Here is a 21254-nt window from a genome sequence, read left to right as displayed (position 1 = left end):
GCCATGCCGCCGGCTGGGGGGTGGGCAGGGGGACGATGGCCGAGGGCGGCAGCGGTTTCGAGGCGCCGCAGACCGGCATCGGTCCGGCCCCGCAGCCCGACGCGCAGGCCGGCCACTGTGCTCCGTTGGGTGCTCCGTTGGCTGCTCCATGCGCCGTGCCGTTGGCTGGGGCCGGCATCGCCGGCGGCATGGCAGGTGTCTGGGGGCGCCCCGGCGCGGAAGGCGCGACCGACGGGTTCGTTGGCGTTCCGCTCATCGACGGTGCCAGTCCGCCGACGGCGGCGCCCATGGTGCGGTACTGGAACAGAACCGAAGAGTTGCAGAGATTCATGCTGCAGGACAGGTCGGGCACGCGGATGGTGCCGTTGCGGCACTGGGTCGCCGCCCGCTCGATACAGTTCTCCAACTCGCGCACGTTGCCGGGCCAGGTGCAGCGGTTCAGCACCTCCAGCGCGTCCGGGGCGATGTCCAGATTGAGGCCGTTGTCGCGGCCGAACTTGCCGACGAAATGCTTGGCCAGCATGGCGATGTCGCCGCGCCGTTCGCGCAGCGGCGGCAGGTGGATGGTCACCACGTTAATGCGGAAATACAGATCGGCGCGGAACTTGCCGTGGCCGACAGCCTCTTCGAGGTTCAGGTTGGTGGCGCAGATCAGCCGCACGTCGGTCTTGATCGTTTTCGATCCGCCAACCCGCTCGAACTCCTGCTCCTGCAACACGCGCAGCAGCTTGGCCTGGAAGTTGGAGGAGATGTCGCCGATCTCGTCCAGGAACAGCGTGCCGCCGGAGGCCAGCTCGAACCGGCCCTTGTGGTCCTTCTGCGCCCCGGTGAAAGATCCCTTCTCGTGGCCGAACAGCTCCGATTCCAGCAGCGATTCGGGCAATGCAGCGCAGTTGACGCGGATGAAGGGGGCATCCTTGCGCGGCGACAGATTGTGGATGGCGCGCGCGATCAGCTCCTTGCCGGTGCCGCTCTCGCCGCGGATCAGCACGGTCGACTTGAAGGGCGCCACCCGGTGCACCTGGGCCAGCACGTCGACCATGTTGGGGCTGGTGCAGACCACATCGTTGACCGGCGCCACCACCGGCCGCAGCTCCTTCTGGACGCGGAAGGTCTCGCGCATCATGAAGCGCCGCTCTTCCGCCACCGTGCGGTGCAGGCGCACGGTCTGGCCGATCAGGTTGGCGACCATGGTCAGGAATCGGACATCGGAGCCGAAATGACCGCTGGGGCCGTCGTCGGAGATGCGGTCGATGGTCAGCACGCCGATGACGGCACCGGCCGCCTTGATCGGCACGCCGACAAGCGAGGCCACCTGCTCGTCCAGATCGTCCCGCCCGCCGGAGCGGTTGTTGAACAGCGGCTCCTCGGCGAGGTTGGGCACGACGGCCGGCATGCCGGTCTTCAGGATGCGGCCGCTGATGCCTTCGCCCTGGTTGTAGTCGATCTCCTGCGCCGGCGAGTCCTTGGGCAGGCCCTGCGCGGCGACGAGGCGCAGAGCGCCGTCCTCGCCCTGAAGATAGACACGGCCGCGATGCATCTGCAGCTGGTAGGACAGCGCCCGCAGCACCTCGCGCAGGGTCTGTTCCAGATCCAGCGACGACCCGAGGATCTTGCTGACCTCGTAGATCGTCAGCAGCTCCAGGCTGGAGGATGACGCGGACTGGGCAGCACTCGGCATGTTCGATCCCCTCGCTCGGCTGGGGACCCGGGCCAATGCCGGACGGGAGAGTCCAGGCATCGCAAGCCGTCGGGTCCCGGCGTCAGCGCCTTGATCCGTACCCCCCGAAAACCGCGGCGGCCGTTGGTCCGGCCCTGCCGTTCATGTCCTGTTTTGGAGCCCGTCTTCCAGGCCGGGCATGGCCGCGACTCCGTTCGTACGCTGCCAGCCGGTGGAAAGTGTCCGTGACTGCTCGCCGAAAGGCAAGACCTTTTGCATAGATTCTATTGCGGCGCACAATGACCTTAGCCATTGGTGGAATGGCTTTTCCATGTTAATGACTGACTGGTCAGTTATAAAGAGAGGTGCGCCATGCCCTCCCGAAAGTCCGATTCTCCTCATGGTTCTGGCCCCGATCTAACCTCCGTTCCCGCTGCATCCGGCGAACCGCCGCGCTGGCGCCGCCGCAAGGACGCCCGGCCGCAGGAGATCGTCGCCGCCGCGATGGAGGTCTTCGCCGACCGCGGTTTCGCCGCTGCGCGGCTGGAGGAGGTGGCGGCTCGCGCCGGGGTCAGCAAGGGCACGCTCTATCTCTACTTTTCCAGCAAGGAGGAGCTGTTCAAGGCCGTGATCCGTGCCGCCATCCTGCCGAACCTGCAACAGGCCGAAGCGTTGGTCGCCTCGGCCGGCGGACCGTGCTTTCCGGTGCTGGAGCGGCTGCTGCGCATGGTGGCGCGGCTGATCGCCACGACGCGCATGGCGGTGATCCCACGGCTGGTGATCGCCGAGGCCGGCAATTTCCCCGAGCTTGCCGCCTTCTACCACCGCGAGGTGATCCGCCGCGGCTTCGGTGTGCTCGGGGGCCTGTTGCGGCGCGGCATGGAGAGCGGAGAGTTCCGTCCGATGGAGCTCGATCCCAGCGTGCGTCTGATCGTCGCACCGCTGCTGATGAGCGCCGTGTGGCGAACCTCCTTCGACGGGGTCGATGGCGAACCGCCCATGGATGTGGCGGCGCTGGTGGAGGTCCACATCGCCAACCTGCGCCTTGCGCTGCTGCGTGATGCGGATCTTCGGACAGGGGGGACAGGGCGGACAGGAGTGGGGGAGGATGCGCCATGAGCGGATTTCTCGGAAGCCTTCTGGACGGGCTGGCGGCCATCGCTCTTGCGGTGGGGCTGCCCATCGCGGCCGGCGGGACACCGCCGCTCGCCCATGGCTATGTCGAGGGAGAGTATCTGCGCATCGCCGCCCCCAGCGCCGGCATGCTGGAAAGCCTGTCGGTCGCCCGCGGGGCACAGGTGGCGGCAGGAGCGCCGCTGTTCGCCATCGACCGTGCCACCGCCAGGGCCGAGCGCGACCGGCTGGCGGCGGCGCTGGCCCAGGCGCGGGCACAGCGCGCCGACCTTGCCACCGGCAAGCGGGTGCAGGAGGTGGCGGTGCTGACCGCGCAGAGGGCGCGGGCGGAGGCGGCGCTGCGCTATTCCACCGCCGAACTGGCCCGCCAGCAGGAGTTGGTCGCCCGCAAGGTCTCATCCCCGGACAAACTCGATCAGGCGCGCGCCGCCTTCGACCGCGACCGTGGCCAACTGGCGGAGGCGGATGCCCAATTGGCGGTCGCCGCCTTGCCGGCCCGGCCCGAACAGTTGCGGGCTGCCGACGAAACGGTGACCCAGGCGGAGGCGGCGCTTGCCCAGGCGGAGCGGAGGCTGGCCGATCTGGCTCCCGTCGCCCCGGCGGCGGCCCTGGTCGAGGACACGCTGTACAATCCCGGCGAGTGGGTGCCGGCCGGCTCCCCGGTGGTGTCGCTCCTGCCGCCGGAGCGGGTGAAGCTGGTGCTGTTCGTCCCGGAAACCGCCTTGGCGGGGGTGGTGCCGGGCGGCGCCCTGTCGGTGCGCTGCGACGGCTGCCCGCCCGGCCTGTCCGCACGGGTGACGCGGATCGCCTCGCAAGCGGAATACACCCCGCCGGTGATCTACAGCGTCGGCAGTCGGGAGAAGCTGGTCTTCCGGATGGAAGCCCGGATGGAGACGGCATCGGGCCGGCCGCTGAACCCGGGGCTGCCGGTCGATGTCTGGTTGGCGGATGTCCGGCCGGCGGGGACGGGGCAATGACGGTGGACAGCTCGGCGGAAAGCTCTGCGGCCAATGCCGGCCCGGCCATCGACGTGCGCGGTCTGGTCAAGCGCTTCGGCAGCAAGACCGTGGTCGACGATGTGTCGATCCGGGTGGAAACCGGCGAGATCTACGGCTTTCTCGGCCCCAACGGGTCGGGCAAGACCACCACGATCCGGCTGCTGTGCGGACTGTTGACCCCCGATGCGGGGGAGGGCACCTGCCTTGGCCTCGACATCCGGCGGCATAGCGCGGCGATCAAGCGGCAGGTCGGCTACATGACCCAGAAGTTCAGTTTCTGGGAGGATCTGAGCATCGCCGAGAATCTGGACTTCGTCGCCCGCATGTATGGCCTGCCCGACCGGCGGCGGCGGGTGGTGGAGGCGCTTGACCGGCTGGGCCTGTCCAACCGTCGTACGCAGTTGGCGGGGGAGTTGTCCGGCGGCTGGAAGCAGCGCTTGGCGCTGGCCGCCTGCATCCTGCACGAGCCGAAGCTGCTGCTGCTGGACGAACCGACGGCGGGTGTCGATCCCAAGGCGCGGCGGGAATTCTGGGATGAGATTCACCGGCTGGCCGGTGAGGGGCTGACGGTTCTGGTCAGCACCCATTATATGGACGAGGCGGAACGCTGTCACCGCATCGCCTACATCGCCTACGGCACGCTGATGACGCACGGAACGGTCGATCAGGTGATTGCCGGGTCGGGCCTGCACACCCGTCTGGTCGCAGGCAATGGCCTGCACCGCATTGCCGCGGCACTGGATGGTCAGCCGGGAGTGGAAATGGTGGCGGTTTTCGGCAGCCGCCTGCATGTCAGCGGAACCGACGCCTCAACCCTGGACCGGGCGCTCGCCCCCTGGATGGGGCAGCCGGAGCTGCGGATCACCGCGACGGAACCGACGCTGGAAGACGTCTTCATCCACCTGATGAACCGCAGCACCGACAATTTCCGGTGACGGATTACTCGGTCTGGGCCGAGGTGACGCCGGTGTTCTTGTTCCACTTCAGCGTCAGCTTGGAGAGCTGGCAAAGGTTCAGCCCCTGCCACACCGCCGACTCGCCGTCGTCATAGACGACCTTCATGTCCCACTTGCAGGTGGTCTCAGCCTTGGCAAAGGCAACCTCGAAGTACTCGCCGTCGTTCAGGACGTCGCGGCCGAGAATGTCCTCGTCCCAGCTGTTGTTGTTGTTCTCGGAAACGTAGATGTGCTTCAGCGGGTAGCCGGTCTTGTTGACGATCGTGAAGTCCTGCTGGCCGGCAAACGCCGCGCCATGCATCAGAAACAGCGAGGACGCAACGAGAAGGGCCTTGGCAGCAACGTTCTTCAAGATGATCTCCGTGAGGGAAAAATTGGATCGTGGTGAAATCTGTGCATCGCAATCGAGGATAGTCAACCATTGAGTTAACCCAAGAGTTTATTGCAACACTGAAGCATTATTTCTTTCGTCTGTAAGAAAACAACCTTTGGCCGCGCGTGGGTATGGATGGCACCTTCTGCAGGCTGATGCCTTCGCAACGTCGGGGTGTCAATTGCCGGCGGGCCAGGGACTCAGCATCGGTTTGCCGGTTGCAAGAGGCCAATGGTCGCAAGCGCTTGGCGCGTCGTGCTCTTTGTCGCGGCGCACACAATGTGGTACATGATGAGAACCGGCCGAAAAGGCCGGTCAAGATCATGACCAAGTTCTGGACCGCAGCCGGTCCCGCCGGGGCGGTCCCAATCCAGGGGAAGGAACAACGCATGTCGGGTTTCAAGGACGCGCCGCCGGATGACCGGTCGGAACTGACGCCGGAGCAGGAAAGCGCCATCCGCATCGTCGCCAACAACCTGCACCGCCTGAACGACGCCGTCGTCAAGGCGGTCGAGGCCGGCGTGACGGTCGAGCTGATGCGTACCGCCCGCTACCACAACGAGACCGGCAACTGGGGCGATCAGCTCACCCCGGTGATCCGTCCCGGCAAGTGATCCATTCCGGCCGATCCGGCCGGACGCTTGGCGAAAAGGCCGCATCCGTCCAGCGGATGGCGGCCTTTTTTCGTATGTCGACAAAATTCCGGCGTGGACGGAAGGAAGGCTGGTCGCCGGCGGCGGCGGGCACAAACTTGTTGGGCATTCCGCTATCGATGCGAGGCCCCAGCCATGCTGTCACGCGACCCCGAACGGCGCGCAGCCGCCAGCCGTGAGCAGACCGATCGCCGTACGGTTCAGTCCGATTTCGATCCCGACACCGAGTTCGGCGACCGGCCGCTGACGCCGGGCGAAGTCAACGCGATGTGGAAGCTGAACCGCTTGGAGCAGCCGACCTTCGACGATCTGACCCGTGGCCTGTGCCTTGGCCTGGTGTGGTGCATGGCGCTGTGGACGCCGATGTTCGTCAGCGCGCTTACCTGATCCCGTCCGCCGCACCGTCACCCGGTCCGGGTCAGCGACCGGATTCTTGCCGCCAGCTGGTTGGGGGTGAAGGGCTTCGCCAGCACCGATGCGGTGTCGGCGCCCATGGTGGCCAGCGATTCGGGGCTGTAGCCGGAGGCCAGCAGGACCCGCAGCTGCGGCCAGTGTTCGCGGATGTGGCGGGCAAGGTCGATCCCGGAAACGCCGCCCGGCATCACGACGTCCGACACCACAAGATCGAAGTTTCGGTCGGTCTCCAGCAGAGCCAGCGCCGTGACGCCGTCTTCCGCGGTCTCGACCGAGAAGCCTTCCTGGGTCAGTCCTTCCACCGTGGCCATCAGCACCAGCGGATTGTCCTCCACCACCAGGATGCGCAGCGGGCGGATGTCCGCGACCGGGGCCGCCGGGACAGTGGCCGGCTCCTCCGGCCGGGCGTCGGTCAGCGGCAGGTCGATGCACACATGCGTGCCCTCGCCGGGCCGGCTGTCGATGGTGGCGCTGCCGCCGGACTGGCGGGCGAATCCATAGACCATCGACAGGCCGAGCCCCGTCCCCTTGCCGACCCCCTTGGTGGTGAAGAAGGGGTCGAAGGCGCGGGCCAGCACCTCGGGCGGCATGCCGGCGCCGGAGTCGGAAACCTTGATGCGGGCGGTGCGCGGCTCCGGACCGGGCGCAGCGGCGATGCGGATGCGTCCGCCGCCGCGCATGGCATCGCGGGCGTTCAACACCAGGTTCAGCACTGCCATTTCCAACTGCACCTGATCGACGGCGATCGCCATCGGCACCGGGGCGATGTCCCACCCCAGCACGACGTCCGCCCGGACGGAGCGTTCCATAAGGTCGGCCATCCGGCGCAGGCTGTCGCCCAGATCGACCACCGTCGGGTTGACGGCATCCTGGCGCGAAAAGGACAGCAGTTGCCGGGTCAGCTTCTCCGCCCGCTCCAGCGCAGTCCGCGCCCCGGCCAGGAAGCGCTGGCCGTCGGCCGGCAGATGGCGGGCCAGCAGATGCAGGTTGGCGAGCGCTGCGGTCAGCAGATTGTTGAAGTCATGCGCCACCCCGCCGGTCAACTGGCCCAGCGCCTCCATCTTCTGGCTCTGGCGCAGCGCCTCTTCCAGCCTTTCGCGGTTGCGCACCTCATCCGCCCAGCGCCGGACCGCAGCGTTTTCGGAGGCGGCGCGGCTGTAGGCGAGCCAGGCGAGGAGCGCCAGCGCCAGCGTCGCCGGAGCGACGAAGGCGGCGTCCAGAGCCATGTTGCGCCACCAGGACCGGGTGACCTGCGTCCCGTCCAGCCCATAGACGACGTAGATCGGGAAGGCGCCGACCCGCTTGTAGGCGAACACGCGCTCCAGCCCCTGCACGATGCTGTTGCCGGTGCGGAAAATTCCCTCGTCCGGCTGGCGGCGGATCTCGGCGCGCAGGCCGCGGTCGGCAGGCAGGGTTGGCAGCGTCGCGTTCGGCCGTGTCGGGTCCAGGGTCGGGAAGCGCATCAGCATCGCGCCGTCGTCACGGATCAGTGCGATGGATTCCCCTTCCGTGCCGATGATCCGCCGGTAGTAGCTGGCGAAATAATCCGGATCGACGATGGCGGCGATCATCCCGTCGAAACTGCCGTCGGGACCGCCGGGACTGCTGCGACGCCGGCTGATGCCGAAGCTGGGCTTGCCGCTGGTGGGGTCGACGACAGGGCCGGCGATGAGCAGGCCGGAATCCTGTTCCCGCTGCTCCCGGAAATCCGTGCGGTCGCCGATGTAGCTGTTGCGTGCGGGGAAGACGAGGCTGGAGTTGCGCACGAACCCGTCGGGATCGGTCAGGCCGATGGCGCCGATCTGCTCAAGCTCGCCTGCCAGCGTCTTCAGATAGCGGTGCAGCGGCTCCGACTCGGCGATCTCGCGCCAGCTGTGTCCATGGATGCGCTCGTCCACCCGGTCCAGAACCTGGGACATGGTATCGAACACCTTCAGCACATGTTCGTGCAGGATCAGGGCGTTCTTGCTGCTGTTCCGTTCTGCCTCGTCCTGAGCCTCCCATCGCTCGCGCCAGCCGATGCCGGCGAACAGCACGAGCGGCAGCGCGACCGACACAGCCAGCAGCAGGCGCAGAAGGCGCAGGGCCCCCCTGCGGTCGGTCCGACTGTCGAGGTTGCGAACGGGCATCACCAACCATTGCCAGGACTAAGGAACCTTGCCGGCCATCGGCGGCACAGGACAGACCACTGGGCAGACCGTTGGTCGAACCCCGTTCCGGTCACCATGGCCGAAGCATCGAAGGGTGGGCAACTCTGACTTTAAGGCAGGGTGGCGACGGCGGATCGCAGTTCGGCCGTTTACGGATCGCAGGTGCAGGCGCGGGGAAAGCGCCCTTCCGTCCAGCGTCGGCGGCGGCGGACATCGGAACCGTCATCGGCCGGGCGGGGCAGCCCGCACAGATCGCCCAACCGGTCCCGCAGATCGTCGAGATGGGCATTGGTGAGGATGGCGATGCCAGCGAAGAAGGGTTCGCGGCAACGGGTTGCGACGCGGCTGCAGAAATCCGGCATCCAGCGCAGCGGGTGGCGGTCGAGGAAGCGGACGGCGTCGAGCGTGCGCCCGCGGTCGAGCAGCGCGGCGAGAACGGCCAGCTCCGCCGCGGCATGGTCGTCCGGCAGCCGGTCCAGCGGCGGCAGGCGCAGTTCCGTTTCCAGGCCGGTGCGCCAGCGCAGCAGGGAGGCGGCGGCATCGTCCCGCAACCTCTCCTCCAGCCACGGACCTTCGGTCGGACAGGCCCGCAGCCCGCCGTTGATGTGGATGGCGGCGAAATCGGCGACCAGCGGGGCGAGGCTGCGGCGGGTGATCCGTTCCGGCAGATCGCTCACCACCTCGTCCACCAGGGCGGCGGCCTGCTGGGAGTCGTCACGGTCGAGCGCCAGCGGACCGCGGCCGACCGGATCCTGCCGCAACGTCTCCAGCAAGCCGGCGGTCGGTTCTTCGGCATGCAGGCGGACGAGAAGACGCAGGCCCTGGGATGAGGCGGCCAGATCGAGAATGTTGGGAACGGGGGCACTTGCGATGCCGGCACCATCCTTATGATGGCCGTCCTGACGATGGGGTGGCAAGGCGGCCTCTAGAACCGTGCTGTCCACGCTGTTCCTCCCGGCATTCGGGCCGGATCGGACATGTGCCGGGGCCGGACCGCATGGGAACGCTGCACGAATGGATTTCGTGTCTTATGGATTTCTTCCAACGCCGCGGTTTCCAGGCGGATTGTTCGTCCGAACGTTTGCGCGATCTGTTGCAAGTCTCTACTACCAGCGGGACAAGCATTGGTCAACTTGGCCGATGGACGGGGGAAAGACGTGGACCGGCAGTTGCCTTGCGACACGATGTCCTGCCTTATCGCAAGTCACCGTCCCCCGCAGGAGTTCCCACCGCCATGCCGCTTCCCCTGATCGAACAGGCCGATGCCACCCCGGAGGTCCGCGCCATCTACGACGACATCAAGGCAGCACGCAACGTCCCCGACGTGAACAATTTCTGGAAGGCGGTCGCCCACCATCCGCCGACCCTGGCACGGACCTGGGAAAGCCTGAAGGAGGTGATGGCGCCCGGTGCGCTTGACCCGCTGGTCAAGGAAATGATCTTTGTCGCGGTCAGCGTCACCAACAACTGCCAGTATTGCATCCGCTCGCATGAGGCGGCGGCGCGGCGTCTGGGCATGACCGACGCGCAGTTCGGCGAACTGATTGCGGTGGTGGGCATGGCGAACGAGACCAACCGCCTCGCCGTCGGCTATCAGGTCGAGTTGGACGAGCGGCTGAAGTGAGCCGCATCAGGCGGCGCGCGGCAGCACCCGTGCCGCCTCGTCCGGTCGGCGCTGGGACAGGCGGCGCTGGGGCAGGCCGTTGATCAGGTCGCTGCGAACGGTGAAGTGGGCGGTGCTGCGGCCGTCGCCCAACTCTTCACTGGCGATGCGCTCCACCCGCACCTCCACGTCCCAGCCGATGTTGGCCCAGGCGGCGCGGATGCGGCGGGCCAGTTCGTGGGCGCCGCGCTCGCTGAAGCTGTCGAGCCGCCCGCCCGACGGGCCGGGATGGAAGCGTGGATAGAGCTGGGGCATGGCCTTCTCCTTGATCGACTGTGGTGCGCCGGAGATGTCCGTCGCTTCGCCGAACGAAGGAATAGTCCATAATGGACTATTTAAACCAGAAAAAACCGATACCGTTGCGGTATGCCGCTCAGGGCTCCTGCAAGCCGACCACGGTGTGCAGTGTGTCTATCTCTTCCAGCGGAACGGGAAACTCGCGGTCGGCCGGCCGGTATTCGCGCAGGATCACCATGTCGGGGCCTCGCCTTACGAACTCCTTCACCAGCACCGCCTTGTTGCATTTGACCACCACCACACCGGACCCCGCTGCCGGCGGCTTGTGCGGGTTGACGTGTAGAAGTTGCGCCGGGCGGAAACGCGGCATCATCGAGTCGCCGACCACATACATGGCGTAGGGATCACGCGCGTTCTTCAGGTAATCGGGCCGGGCGATCCAGTCGATGGGGCCGTCTTCCAAAAACATTTCCTGATCCACGCCGCCGCGCGCCGCCGCCCGCACCGGCATCGACGCCGCAGCCTGCGCCTGCGGAAGCGGTGCTGTGCGGAGGAGCGGCGGAAGCGACGAGCGGGCTGGGCGCATGGAAGCCGTCTGGGCCGTCGCGGCGGCCGGCCCGTCGAGACCGAGCAGAACCGCCGGCTCGACGCCCAACGGCCCGGCCAGCTTGACCGCCCAGTCGACGGTCAACTTGCGCTGGCCGGTTTCCAGCTTGTTGATCTGTGGCTGGGAGGTGCCGGCCATCTCGGCCAGCTTTTCCTGGCTCAGCCCGGCGGCCTGCCGCAGTTCGCGCATTGTGGTCATGAGCCGTTCATACCAAAACGGCTTCGGAAAGTCCATCGCAACGGAATAAATCCAGTTGCGCGCAGAAGCCTGCCTGGTCTAAACCATTGCGGCATGACGCTCGACGATTGGCTCAACCGGACCGCAACCAAGGAAGAGGCCTTTGCCGCCCTGATCGGGACGAGCCAGGCAACGGTCAACCGTTACCGCCATGGCCGCCGCGTTCCCCGTCCCGCCGTGATGGCCCGAATCGCGGCATCCACCGGCGGACAGGTGACGGCGAACGACTTCCATGGGTTGGGTGACGGGCAGGGGCCGGGGTGATGAAGCACAGAACGCACGCAACAAAAAAGGCCCTCTCCCGGTGGGAAAGGGCCCTTCCTGTAACGCTGCTGTTCTTACGAGAACAGGCTCGACACCGACCGCTCTTCGCTGATGCGCATGATGGCCTCGGCGAGCAGGGGGGCGATGGTCAGCTGGCGGATGTTGCGCGACACGCGCACCGCCTCGGTCGCCTGGATGCTGTCGGTGGTGACCAGCTGCTCCAGCGGCGACACGGCGACGCGGGCGACCGCACCGCCGGACAGGACACCGTGGGTGCAGAAGGCGTGGACCGACTTGGCACCGGCTTCCATCAGGGCGACGGCGGCGTTGCACAGCGTGCCGCCCGAGTCGACGATGTCGTCGATCAGGATGCAGCGGCGGCCGTCGGCATCGCCGATGATATTCATCACCTCCGACACGCCGGCGCGCTCACGCCGCTTGTCGATGATCGCCAGATCGGCGTCCAGGCGCTTGGCCAGCGCGCGGGCGCGCACCACGCCACCGACGTCCGGCGACACGATGGTGACCTCGCCGATGTTCTCGAAGGACTGGCGGATGTCCTTCTCGAAGACCGGGGCGGCCATCAGGTTGTCGGTGGGGATGTCGAAGAAACCCTGGATCTGGCCTGCGTGCAGGTCCATCGTCAGCACACGGTTGGCGCCGGCCTGGGTGATCAGGTTGGCGACCAGCTTGGCCGAGATCGGCGTGCGCGGGCCGGTCTTGCGATCCTGGCGGGCGTAGCCATAGTAGGGGATGACCGCCGTGATGCGCCGGGCCGACCCGCGCCGAAGCGCATCGATCGTCACCAGCAGTTCCATCAGGTTGTCGTTGGCCGGGAACGAGGTCGACTGGACGACGAACACGTCCTCGCCGCGCACGTTCTCCAGGATCTCGACGAAAACCTCCATGTCGGAGAAACGGCGGACGCTGGCTTTGGTCAGCGGCACGCCGAGACAGGTGGAGATCGCCTCGGCCAGCGGACGGTTGCTGTTGCCGGCAAGCACCTTCATCGGGGTCGGCTCTCTTTGCAGGGAAACGGCTCAAGGCACGTTCGCCGCTTGCGCGCCGGCGCCCCTTGAAAACGGGGCGGACCATAACAAAGGGTCGGCCCCATGTAAACGTTCCATGACGGTCGGGTCTTTCCCCATTGGGGAATGCCGCCCTGCGCGGGCGGCATGACCATGGCCGTTCCGCCCACCCGTTTGCGCCGTTTCAGTTCTGCAGGACGATGGCCGAAAGGCCGCGGCCGTAATCCGCCTCTCCCCGAAGGCAGGAGCGGCGATAACTGAAGAAGCGATCCTCCTCGGCCACCGTATCGTTGGGGCAGCGCTGGATCACCGTGACGCCGGAGTCGCCCAGCCGGCGGGTGACGTAGGCCGCCAGATCGAACAGGAAATGGCCGGGCTTGCGCGCGGGGGCGAAGTAATCGCGGTTGCGCGGATCCTCCTCCTCGAACGGGGTCGGGAATTCCGGTCCCACCTCGTAGGAGCGCTGGGCGATGCAGGGACCGATGCAGGCGACGATCCGGTTCGGCTTGGCGCCCAGCTCGACCATGCGGGCGACGGTCGCCTCGATCACACCGCCCTTGGCGCCCTTCCAGCCGGCATGGGCGGCGCCGATCACCCGCGCCTTGCTGTCGGCGAACAGGACGGGCGCGCAGTCGGCGGTCAGGATGCCCAGCGCGATCCCCGACTGCCGGGTCGCCATGGCGTCCGCCTTCGGTGCCGTTTCCGGAGTCCAGGGCTCTTCCACCACCACGCAGGTCGGGCTGTGGACCTGATGGCAGGTGACGAGGTTGGCGGGCGTCACCTCCATACGCGCGGCGGCGCGGGCGCGGTTCTCATGCACCGCCGCGGCGGAGTCGTTGGACCCCAGTCCGCAGTTCAGCGAGGCGTAGAGCCCGGTGGACACCCCGCCGGTGCGGGTGAAAAAGGCGTGTCGGATGTGGGTGATGTCGTTCAGCGCGCCGAGTGTGATCACGAACGCCGTCCTTCCCTGTTTTGTTGCCCCCATGCCCGGCAATTATGCCCGACAGGGCAGGGGACGCGATGCACGGTCCGCCCGGATTGTGTTTCTGGCGGTTATGGTGCGGTGTCTCTGACCCGGTTTCCGCGTCCGCCGGTCAGAAGCCGGCCGGGGGAGAGTCGGCGAAGGCTCCGGGCGTGGCAAACGCGACCAGTTTGAACAGCCTGCCCATTTGCGCGGGATCGATCAAGCGGTCCAGCGCGCTTCGGATGTCCTGCGCCTGGGCCGGGCTGGCCTTTGCCGCCAGGGCGGATGCGCGCTGGCGTATGCCCATCCGGGTCAGCCATTCCCCCTGTTCGACCGGGCCGAAGGATTGGGCGCCGCCCTCCCGCGCCGCGGCGGCGATTGCGGCGAAATCGACATGGGCCGTCAGGTCGGCTTCGCCCGGCGCCTCCAGCACCGGGGCGTAGGCATGGCGCCGCATCGCTTGCAGCGTGTCGCCGACGGCCGGGCCGTGGGCGTGACCATAGTCGATGGCCAGCGCCGCACCGGGTGCCGCCGCCAGCCGGGCGCCGATCAGCCGCGCCACCGCCTGTGAGGCGGGAGAGACCTCGACCACGCTGCCGTCGGGCGCCTCACGCAAGGCGTCCGGCACCAGTCGGTTCCCGGAACTGCCGAAAGCCTCCAGCACGAAGCGGAAGCGCGAATCATCCTCGGTGCTGTCGGGCTCGATATCGACCAGCCGCTCGAACCAGCCATAGTTGGTCTTCTGCACCTGACGGATCGGCAGGGCGTCGAAGAACTCGTTGGCGATCAGGATGGTCGGACCGTCCGGCACATCCTCCAGCCGGTCATGCCAGTGGACCGCGTCCCCCAGGATGGGGTGCAGCGTCTGGCGCTGCCGCTCCCGCAGGGATGGGCTGGTTTCCACCAGATGGACGGTGGCGTTGTCGCGGAACAGCGGCAGCACCGCCGCCGCCCGCAGCACGTCGGCCATCAGCGTGCCGCGGCCGGGACCCAGCTCCACCAGATGGAAGGGGCCGGGACCGCCCAGCCTTGCCCAGCTGTCGACGCACCAAAGCCCGACCAGCTCGCCGAACATCTGGCTGATTTCCGGCGCGGTGGTGAAGTCGCCGCCGCTGCCGAACGGGTCGCGGCGCATGTAATAGCCGAAGCGCGGATGGCCCAGCGCCTCCGCCATGAAGGCGCCGACGCTGATCGGTCCGTCCATGACGATGCGGCGGGCCAGCAGGCGGGCCAGCGTTTCCGGACCGGCGCTTTCGTCCGCCATGGCGTCAGGCCGGGATGGCGTGGCGCCGGCCGCGCAGGACCAGCCACAGGCCGATTGCCAGCATCGGCAGCGACAGCAGCTGCCCCATCGTGGCGCCGGCGAACAGGAAGCCCAGCTGCGGGTCGGGTTCGCGGAAGAACTCAACCGTGATGCGCGACAGGCCGTAGCCGATCAGGAACAGTCCGCCAATCGTGCCCGGCCGGTTGCGCAGCGCCGGGCTGCGGATGGCAATCGCCAGCAGGATGAACAGGACCACGCCTTCCAGGGCCGCCTCGTAGAGCTGGCTGGGATGGCGTGGCACCTGCAACGGGTCGCGCGGGAACACCATGGCGTAAGCAAAATCGGGGGCCGGCCGGCCATAAAGCTCGCCATTGATGAAGTTGGCGATGCGGCCGAAGAACAGCCCGATGGGCGCACAGGCGGCGATGATGTCGCCGAAGACGAAGGGCGAGATGCCGCGCCGCCGGCAGAACAGCGCAATGGCGGTCAGCACGCCGACCATGCCGCCATGGAAGGACATGCCGCCATGCCAGACCTGAACCGCGTCCAGCGGGTTTTCCAGATAATAGGGCAGATTGTAGAACAGCACATAGCCGAGCCGCCCGCCCAGGATGGTGCCGATCACCGCCCAGGTCAGGAAGTCATCGAACTCCTCGGGGTTGGGCCGGCGGTCGGGATCGAGCCGCGCCAGCCCCAGGCAATAACGCCAGCCCAGCACGAAGCCGGCCAGATAGGCCAGCGCATACCAGCGGACGACGACCGGGCCGACGGAAAAGGCGACCGGGTCGATGGTGGGGAAGGCCACGACAGGCAGGGTGGCGAGCATAGGAACTCCGGTCAGCGATACGGGTCGGGCTGCGACAGGAAATCCTGCACATAGCGCCGGACACCCTCTTCCAGCTCGGTGAAGGGCTGGTCGAACCCGGCGGCGCGCAGGCGATCCGTCGTCGCCTGCGTGAAATATTGGTATTTGCCGCGCAGATGCTTGGGCATCTCGAAGTACTCAATCCGGGGGGGCAGCCCCAGCGCAGCGAAAGTCGCCAGCGCCAGATCCTTGAAGCTGCGGGCCTTGCCGGTTCCGACATTGAACAGGCCGCTGACGTCGGGATGGTCGTAGAGCCACAGCATCACCGCGACGCAATCGTCGACATGGATGAAATCGCGCAGCTGGCCGCCATCCTCGAAGCCGTCCTTGTGCGACTTGAACAGGCGCGCCGGCTGGCCGGCCGTCAGCTGCGGATGCAGCTTGGCGATCACGCTCATCATGTCGCCCTTGTGGGCTTCGTTCGGGCCGTAGACGTTGAAGAATTTCAGCCCGGCCCATTGCGGCGGCACGAGGTCGCCGCCGGCGACGGCGCGGGCGATGCGGCGGTCGACCAGATGCTTGGACCAGCCATAGGCGTTCAGCGGCCGCAGCCGCGCCAGCCCGTCGCAGGAGCCGTCATCGTCAAAACCGGCGGAGCCGTCGCCATAGGTCGCGGCGGAGGAGGCGTAGATCAGCCGGCAGCCGCGCCAGGAACACCAGCGCCACAAATCCAGCGTCAGCGCGACGTTGTTGGCGACGATCTTGTCGACGTCCCGCTCGGTGGTCGCGGAGATGGCGCCGAGATGGAAGACGGTGTCGATCTCGGCGGCATGTTGGTCGAGGAAGGCCAGCGTCTGCTCGGGCGGCACCAGGGCCGCGACCTCGCGCTTGGCGAGGTTCTGCCACTTCTCGCCTTCGCGGAAGCGGTCGACGACCGCCACGTCGGTGATGCCGCGCGCAGCCAGAGCCGCGACAAGGTTGGACCCGATGAAGCCGGCTCCGCCGGTGACCACGATCATAGCGCTGTCCGCTGTTGCTCGACGCGTTTCGTGGGGACTTATAGGCGGGTGGGGCGGTGGGGGCAAGGTTGGCAGCTGGAGCAATGCACTCTTGTGGAAGCTGAACTTCTACGGGTATAGGTTGGCCGAGATTTCCAAATTAGGTGTTTCATGACCAAAAAAGCAACCTTTAGACTTATCAATAATAAAAAAGAAACGCTTGTTCTGTCTCGTCAATATACAAAAAAAGCTAGAGCAAAAATAATTGGCATTATGAATGCAAGGCTTAGAAATTTTCTGAGGATCGATGCGGTAAAGAGAACTTTTGACGAAATATCGCGTTTCGCGTTCTGGATCAATCTGGCGTCTGTTGGATTCATTTTTAGCATGCTGATATCTGCATCGCAATTATTTCACTATAAAGATTGTGAATCTTATTATACATCTTCTATTTATATAAAAGACATGTTAGCCGCCCTTGGCTTGTATGTAAATCTTCTTATGTGGCCCGCAATTCCCGTTGGTCTGGGGATGATAATGACGCTAATTATGGCATCATCGATATACTTATGGCCATCAAGAAAGAATTATTTTGTCAGGCATCCAGAGATTTCTGAGAGATGGGCTGGAATTGTAAAAAACTTAACGGTCTATCTTTCTGTAATGTCCATATTTGCTTGGGCGTATATTTTTACAGAAATATTTCCTCTCTTCGTGTCGGCTTACTCTGTAGATGCAGCCGTCCAATTTCATGAGATTGCATCAATGAAATGCGCTATCATTGAAAGTGGAATGAAGCAAAGGATGTCGTTCCCCAGGAGTTCTCTCTAATAATTGATAAAAATACAGCATTCTGAAGATAATATCAACTTCAACATTTATTCAAAGTCGCTAATAAAAATGGCTGTTTTGTGTTGATTTTTATGGAGACCTAATAAGGAAAAATGCACGGCCCTTTGCCTTGGGCCGTGCGTGATGATAGGAATATTTACGATTCCTCTGCCATTTGTGTTACCGCGTCGCCCGGTTGGCCGCGCTGACCAGGGCCCGCAGCGAGGCGGTCACGATGTCGGCGTCGATGCCCACGCCGAACAGGGTCTTGTCGCCGGTCTTCACCTCGACATAGGCGCAGGCCTGGGCGTCCTCGCCGGAGCCGATGGCGTGCTCGCGGTAATCGACGACGTGCAGGTCGGTGCCGCAGCCCTGGCGCAGGGCATCCAGGAAGGCGTCGATGGGGCCGTTGCCCTTGCCCTTGGTGGTGATGATCTCGCCGTTGCGGCGCATCACCACGCTCATGGCGCGGGCGCCCGAGTTCGGACCGCGCGGCTCGGTCGAATGCTCGACCAGTTCCAGAGGGCTGTCGGCGTCCAGATACTCGGCCTGGAAGGCGGCGTGGATGTCGGCAGGCGACAGTTCCTTGCCGGTCTCGTCGGCGACGCGCTGCACGACCTTGGAGAACTCGATCTGCAGGCGGCGCGGGATCTGCAGGCCGTAGTCCTTCTCCAGCACATAGGCGATGCCGCCCTTGCCGGACTGGCTGTTGATGCGGATCACCGCCTCATAGCTGCGGCCCAGGTCCTGCGGGTCGATGGGCAGGTACGGGACCTCCCACTTGCCGGTGTTGGACTTGGTCAGCGCCTTCAGCCCCTTGTTGATCGCGTCCTGGTGCGAGCCGGAAAAGGCGGTGAACACCAGTTCGCCGGCATAGGGGTGGCGCGGGTGGACCGGCAGCTGCGTGCAGTATTCGGAAACGCGGACGATCTCGTTGATGTCGTCGATGTTCAGTTCCGGATCGACGCCCTGGGTGAACATGTTCAGCGCCAGCGTGACGACGTCGACGTTGCCGGTGCGCTCGCCGTTGCCGAACAGGGTGCCTTCGACGCGGTCGGCGCCGGCCAGCAGCCCCAGCTCGGCCGCGGCGACGCCGGTGCCGCGGTCATTGTGCGGATGCAGCGAGATGATCGCCGATTCGCGGTTCTTCATCGTCTTGCAGAACCACTCGATCTGGTCGGCATGGACGTTCGGCATCGACATCTCGACCGTCGAGGGCAGGTTCAGGATGATCCTGCGCTCGGGCGTCGGCTGCCAGACCGCCATCACCGCTTCGCAGATCTCGACGGCGAAATCCAGTTCGGTGCCGGTGAAGCTCTCCGGCGAGTATTGCAGGACGATCTCGGTTTCCGGGGTTTCGTCGGCCAGCTGCTTGATCAGCTTGGCACCCTGGACGGCGATGTCGACGATGCCCTGGCGGTCCAGCCCGAACACGACGCGGCGCTGCAACTCCGAGGTGGAGTTGTACAGATGCACGATGGCGCGCTTGGCCCCCTTGATGCCCTCGAAGGTGCGGCGGATCAGCTCCTCGCGCGCCTGGGTCAGCACCTGGATGGTGACGCCGTCGGGGATCTTGTTGCCGTCGATGATCTCGCGGCAGAAGTCGAAATCGGTCTGCGACGCGGCGGGGAAGCCGACCTCGATCTCCTTGAAGCCCATGCGCAGCAGCAGGTCGAACATGGCGCGCTTGCGGTCCGGCCCCATCGGCTCGATCAGCGCCTGGTTGCCGTCGCGCAGGTCGACCGAGCACCAGATCGGCGCCTTGTCCAGGGTGCGCGACGGCCACTGGCGGTCGGTCAGCTTCACCTGGGGGAAGGGGGCGTACTTGGACGGGGACTTCGGCAGGGCCGGAATGTTGGTCGCGGTGCTGGTTTGGGTCGCGGTGCTCATGGCGTCGTTCGGCTCCAGTTGCGGCCCCGGACCCGGCAGTCTGTGCGGGCGGGGCGGCGGATCGGATTTTGAAAGGCGGAGGGACCGGCGAGGTGTACGGCCGCGGAGCCGCCGGATGTGGCTCAGCGACCGTCGGTAAGTCGCAGTCCCGGCCCCGGCCGGGCGACGCCGATACCGGCGCCTTTGAAAACATCGCTCATGGAACAGACACTTCGACCGATGGAAATGGTGTGCGAACGCGACAAACCCGGACGCTTAAAGCGCCGGGCCGAGAAGTCGAAGAAGGGCGTTCTGCAGGTCGATGGTGTTCATGGGGCGCACTGTGCGCAGGTGCGGCATGGCTGTCAAGCCCGGATTGGCGAAAAACGGACTGCGGGGTGCGCCAACCATCGCCACCCCTTCCATCCTTCCCATCCTCACGCTTCAGCCCCAGATCAGGTGGTACAGCGTCGGCAGCAGCAATGCCGTCGCCAGCCCGTTCAATCCCATGCCCAACCCGGCGAAGGCACCCGCCACCTCGTTGACCTGCAAGGCGCGGGCGGTGCCGATGCCATGCGCCGCCACGCCCATGCCGAAGCCGCGGGCGCGCCAGTCCTTCACCCGCACGAGGTTCAGCACCCAGGTGCCGAGGCTGGCGGCGACGATGCCGGTGATGATGACGAACACCGCGGTCAGCGACGGCAGGCCGCCGATCTGCTCCGACACGCCCATGGCGATGGGGGAGGTGACGGATTTCGGCGCCATCGACAGGATGGTCGCCTTGCTGCCGCCGAACGCCCAGACCAGCGCCACGGCGCTCAGTGCCGAGGCGGCGGACCCCACCAGCAGCGCCACCACCAGAGCCACGGCCGAGCGGCGAACCTCCTGGAACTGGTTGTAGAGCGGGATGGCGAGCGCCACCGTGGCCGGGCCGAGCAGGAAATGGACGAACTGCGCGCCATCGAAATAGGTGCGGTAGTCGATGCCAGACAGGCTGAGCGTTCCGGCGATCAGGACGACGGCGATCAGCACCGGATTCAACACCGGGCGCCGTCCCAGCTTTTCGAAGACCCACAGGCCGATCTGATAGGCGACCAGCGTCAGCGTCAGCCCGGCCAGCGGGCTGGCGGACAGATAGACCCAGATCTGGTGAAGATCGGCGCTCATGCCCGGTCTCCCTTGGCCTGCTCTCCTACCGTCGGCTCCTCTTCCAGCCGCGGATCGGTTCGGCTCAGCAGGAAGGCCATCAGCTTCGCCGTCACCGCGATGCCGAACAGGGTGCTGCCGAACAGGGCGACGACGATGGGCAAAGCCTCGGTCTCCAGGCGGGTGACATGGACCATCACCCCGACGCCGGCTGGCACGAAGAGCAGCGACAGGTGGCGCAGAAGCCCGCCTGCCGTGTCCTGCACCGTGTCCGGTACGCCGCCGCGCAGCAGCAATCCGGCGAACAGCAGCAGCATGCCCAGCACCGGACCCGGAACCGGCAGGTGCAGCAGGCGGGCGGCCAGTTCACCGGCCAGTTGGCAGAGCAGCAGGAGAGTCAGGGTTCCGAGCATCGCGGACTCCGGTGGAAGGGGCGCTGTGCGTCCCTTCTACCGCAGTTGCGAAATCACCGGGCTGCATTCCGCGAATGCGAGCGTCGCGAATCGGCGATGAGGCCCGTTCAGAAAATGGGGGAGTTATTGCAGCTTGCTGCGGACGTGCTGGCCGCGGCGGACGATGGATTGCGCCTCCACCGTCACTTCCTTCTTGCCGAACAGGCGCAGGAAGATGGCGTTGACGGTCGCGTGGGCGCTGACCGTCAGGGTACCGGCGGCGGCATCCTCGGCAATCGTCAGGGGCGACAGGTTCGATCCGAGGAAGCCGTTGGGAAAGGCCTTGTCGAAGAAGCTGCGGATGTGTCCGTCGCGCTGGGAGTCGAACATCACGCGCCCGCCGGCCAGCGCGGCAGCATCGACCGCCTGCGACAGCCGGGCTTCCACCGCATAGCTGCGCAGGGCATCGACGGTGCAGCCGGCACCCAACGCGGTCGGGATGGCAAGGATCAGGGCGACCACCAGAAGCAGGTGACGACCCGTCCGCCGGTCTTCGTGCCCGCCATAGGGCAGGGGACGATAGACCAAAGTCATTGCCGGCCTCCCAAGCA

The 21254-nt window shown here is 66.0% G+C and carries 23 protein-coding genes; 8 read left to right on the top strand and 15 right to left on the bottom strand.

Features of this window, described 5'->3' with window-relative positions; translation table 11 throughout:
* The coding region (gene nifA / locus GBZ48_RS31850) for a nif-specific transcriptional activator NifA (protein ID WP_174474674.1) at positions 1-1681 on the bottom strand (1681 nt) is incomplete at its 3' end.
* A 351-nt stretch (positions 1682-2032) separates the two neighbouring features.
* On the opposite strand from nifA, the gene GBZ48_RS31845 reads away from it, so the two are divergent.
* From GBZ48_RS31845 to GBZ48_RS31835, 3 genes are read left to right on the top strand one after another with little or no spacing between them, the layout of a single operon-like run.
* Positions 2033-2779, top strand: coding sequence for a TetR/AcrR family transcriptional regulator (locus GBZ48_RS31845; protein WP_174474673.1), 747 nt, complete (start codon positions 2033-2035; stop codon positions 2777-2779).
* The gene (locus tag GBZ48_RS31840) at positions 2776-3771 is read left to right on the top strand and encodes an HlyD family secretion protein (RefSeq protein ID WP_174474672.1); all 996 of its coding nucleotides are present in this window, start codon (positions 2776-2778) and stop codon (positions 3769-3771) included. The genes GBZ48_RS31845 and GBZ48_RS31840 overlap by 4 nt, the downstream gene beginning before the upstream one ends.
* The gene (locus GBZ48_RS31835; protein WP_174474671.1) at positions 3768-4727 is read left to right on the top strand and encodes an ABC transporter ATP-binding protein; all 960 of its coding nucleotides are present in this window, start codon (positions 3768-3770) and stop codon (positions 4725-4727) included. Before GBZ48_RS31840 ends, GBZ48_RS31835 begins: the two co-directional genes overlap by 4 nt.
* Before the next feature lie 4 nt (positions 4728-4731).
* On the opposite strand, the gene GBZ48_RS31830 is transcribed toward GBZ48_RS31835, so the two are convergent.
* A complete protein-coding gene (locus tag GBZ48_RS31830; protein WP_211105959.1) occupies positions 4732-5100 on the bottom strand; it encodes a hypothetical protein in 369 nt (122 codons plus the stop codon).
* Between the two features lie 410 nt (positions 5101-5510).
* Here GBZ48_RS31830 and GBZ48_RS31825 point away from each other — a divergent pair, with 410 nt between their 5' ends.
* Both GBZ48_RS31825 and GBZ48_RS31820 read left to right on the top strand, forming a co-directional pair.
* Positions 5511-5735 (top strand): SMc00767 family acetate metabolism repressor, encoded by a 225-nt coding sequence (locus tag GBZ48_RS31825; protein WP_042443767.1) that lies wholly within the window; start codon positions 5511-5513, stop codon positions 5733-5735.
* Between the two features lie 174 nt (positions 5736-5909).
* A complete protein-coding gene (locus GBZ48_RS31820; protein ID WP_174474670.1) occupies positions 5910-6161 on the top strand; it encodes a hypothetical protein in 252 nt (83 codons plus the stop codon).
* A gap of 17 nt (positions 6162-6178) precedes the next feature.
* On the opposite strand, the gene GBZ48_RS31815 is transcribed toward GBZ48_RS31820, so the two are convergent.
* Positions 6179-8317 carry a hybrid sensor histidine kinase/response regulator gene (locus GBZ48_RS31815; RefSeq protein ID WP_174474669.1) on the bottom strand — a complete coding sequence of 713 codons (2139 nt, stop codon included), beginning with the start codon at positions 8315-8317 and terminating at the stop codon, positions 6179-6181.
* A 170-nt stretch (positions 8318-8487) separates the two neighbouring features.
* Entirely contained in the window at positions 8488-9282 is a 795-nt protein-coding gene (locus GBZ48_RS31810; RefSeq protein ID WP_343049750.1) for a TorD/DmsD family molecular chaperone, read from the bottom strand.
* A 290-nt stretch (positions 9283-9572) separates the two neighbouring features.
* Between GBZ48_RS31810 and GBZ48_RS31805 the strand changes: the two genes are divergently transcribed.
* Positions 9573-9962 (top strand): carboxymuconolactone decarboxylase family protein, encoded by a 390-nt coding sequence (locus GBZ48_RS31805; protein WP_174474668.1) that lies wholly within the window; start codon positions 9573-9575, stop codon positions 9960-9962.
* Positions 9963-9968: 6 nt separating this feature from the next.
* On the opposite strand, the gene GBZ48_RS31800 is transcribed toward GBZ48_RS31805, so the two are convergent.
* A complete protein-coding gene (locus GBZ48_RS31800; RefSeq protein WP_174474667.1) occupies positions 9969-10256 on the bottom strand; it encodes a hypothetical protein in 288 nt (95 codons plus the stop codon).
* A 118-nt stretch (positions 10257-10374) separates the two neighbouring features.
* Positions 10375-11043, bottom strand: coding sequence for an XRE family transcriptional regulator (locus GBZ48_RS31795; RefSeq protein ID WP_174474666.1), 669 nt, complete (start codon positions 11041-11043; stop codon positions 10375-10377).
* A 93-nt stretch (positions 11044-11136) separates the two neighbouring features.
* Here GBZ48_RS31795 and GBZ48_RS31790 point away from each other — a divergent pair, with 93 nt between their 5' ends.
* Positions 11137-11346, top strand: a complete 210-nt coding sequence (locus GBZ48_RS31790; RefSeq protein WP_174474665.1) for a helix-turn-helix domain-containing protein — start codon at positions 11137-11139, stop codon at positions 11344-11346.
* Positions 11347-11420: 74 nt separating this feature from the next.
* Here the strand turns inward: GBZ48_RS31790 and GBZ48_RS31785 are convergent, their stop codons facing one another.
* The 5 genes from GBZ48_RS31785 to rfaD form a co-directional block, all read right to left on the bottom strand.
* Entirely contained in the window at positions 11421-12356 is a 936-nt protein-coding gene (locus tag GBZ48_RS31785) for a ribose-phosphate pyrophosphokinase (protein ID WP_109047245.1), read from the bottom strand.
* A 202-nt stretch (positions 12357-12558) separates the two neighbouring features.
* Entirely contained in the window at positions 12559-13326 is a 768-nt protein-coding gene (gene pgeF / locus GBZ48_RS31780; RefSeq protein ID WP_174474664.1) for a peptidoglycan editing factor PgeF, read from the bottom strand.
* A 142-nt stretch (positions 13327-13468) separates the two neighbouring features.
* Complete coding sequence (locus tag GBZ48_RS31775; protein ID WP_174474663.1) at positions 13469-14602, bottom strand: class I SAM-dependent methyltransferase; 1134 nt, start codon at positions 14600-14602, stop codon at positions 13469-13471.
* Between the two features lie 4 nt (positions 14603-14606).
* Positions 14607-15428, bottom strand: a complete 822-nt coding sequence (gene lgt, locus GBZ48_RS31770; RefSeq protein WP_174474662.1) for a prolipoprotein diacylglyceryl transferase — start codon at positions 15426-15428, stop codon at positions 14607-14609.
* An 11-nt stretch (positions 15429-15439) separates the two neighbouring features.
* Positions 15440-16426 (bottom strand): ADP-glyceromanno-heptose 6-epimerase, encoded by a 987-nt coding sequence (rfaD, locus tag GBZ48_RS31765; RefSeq protein ID WP_174474661.1) that lies wholly within the window; start codon positions 16424-16426, stop codon positions 15440-15442.
* 150 nt (positions 16427-16576) lie between these two features.
* Here rfaD and GBZ48_RS31760 point away from each other — a divergent pair, with 150 nt between their 5' ends.
* Positions 16577-17236: a hypothetical protein gene (locus GBZ48_RS31760; RefSeq protein ID WP_174474660.1), complete on the top strand. Its 660-nt coding sequence runs from the start codon at positions 16577-16579 to the stop codon at positions 17234-17236.
* 180 nt (positions 17237-17416) lie between these two features.
* On the opposite strand, the gene leuA is transcribed toward GBZ48_RS31760, so the two are convergent.
* From leuA to GBZ48_RS31740, 4 genes are all read right to left on the bottom strand, one after another.
* Positions 17417-19126 carry a 2-isopropylmalate synthase gene (gene leuA, locus GBZ48_RS31755; protein WP_425486031.1) on the bottom strand — a complete coding sequence of 570 codons (1710 nt, stop codon included), beginning with the start codon at positions 19124-19126 and terminating at the stop codon, positions 17417-17419.
* A gap of 423 nt (positions 19127-19549) precedes the next feature.
* Positions 19550-20272, bottom strand: a complete 723-nt coding sequence (locus GBZ48_RS31750; protein ID WP_174474659.1) for an LrgB family protein — start codon at positions 20270-20272, stop codon at positions 19550-19552.
* Positions 20269-20664 (bottom strand): CidA/LrgA family protein, encoded by a 396-nt coding sequence (locus tag GBZ48_RS31745; protein WP_174474658.1) that lies wholly within the window; start codon positions 20662-20664, stop codon positions 20269-20271. The genes GBZ48_RS31750 and GBZ48_RS31745 overlap by 4 nt, the downstream gene beginning before the upstream one ends.
* A 123-nt stretch (positions 20665-20787) precedes the next feature.
* Complete coding sequence (locus GBZ48_RS31740) at positions 20788-21237, bottom strand: pilus assembly protein TadG-related protein (RefSeq protein ID WP_098739305.1); 450 nt, start codon at positions 21235-21237, stop codon at positions 20788-20790.
* Positions 21238-21254 lie beyond the last annotated feature (17 nt).

The sequence above is a fragment of the Azospirillum melinis genome, assembly GCF_013340935.1.
Lineage (GTDB): Bacteria > Pseudomonadota > Alphaproteobacteria > Azospirillales > Azospirillaceae > Azospirillum > Azospirillum melinis.
The sequence above is the reverse complement of the archived record's forward strand: the minus strand, read 5'-3'. Positions and strand labels throughout refer to the sequence as shown.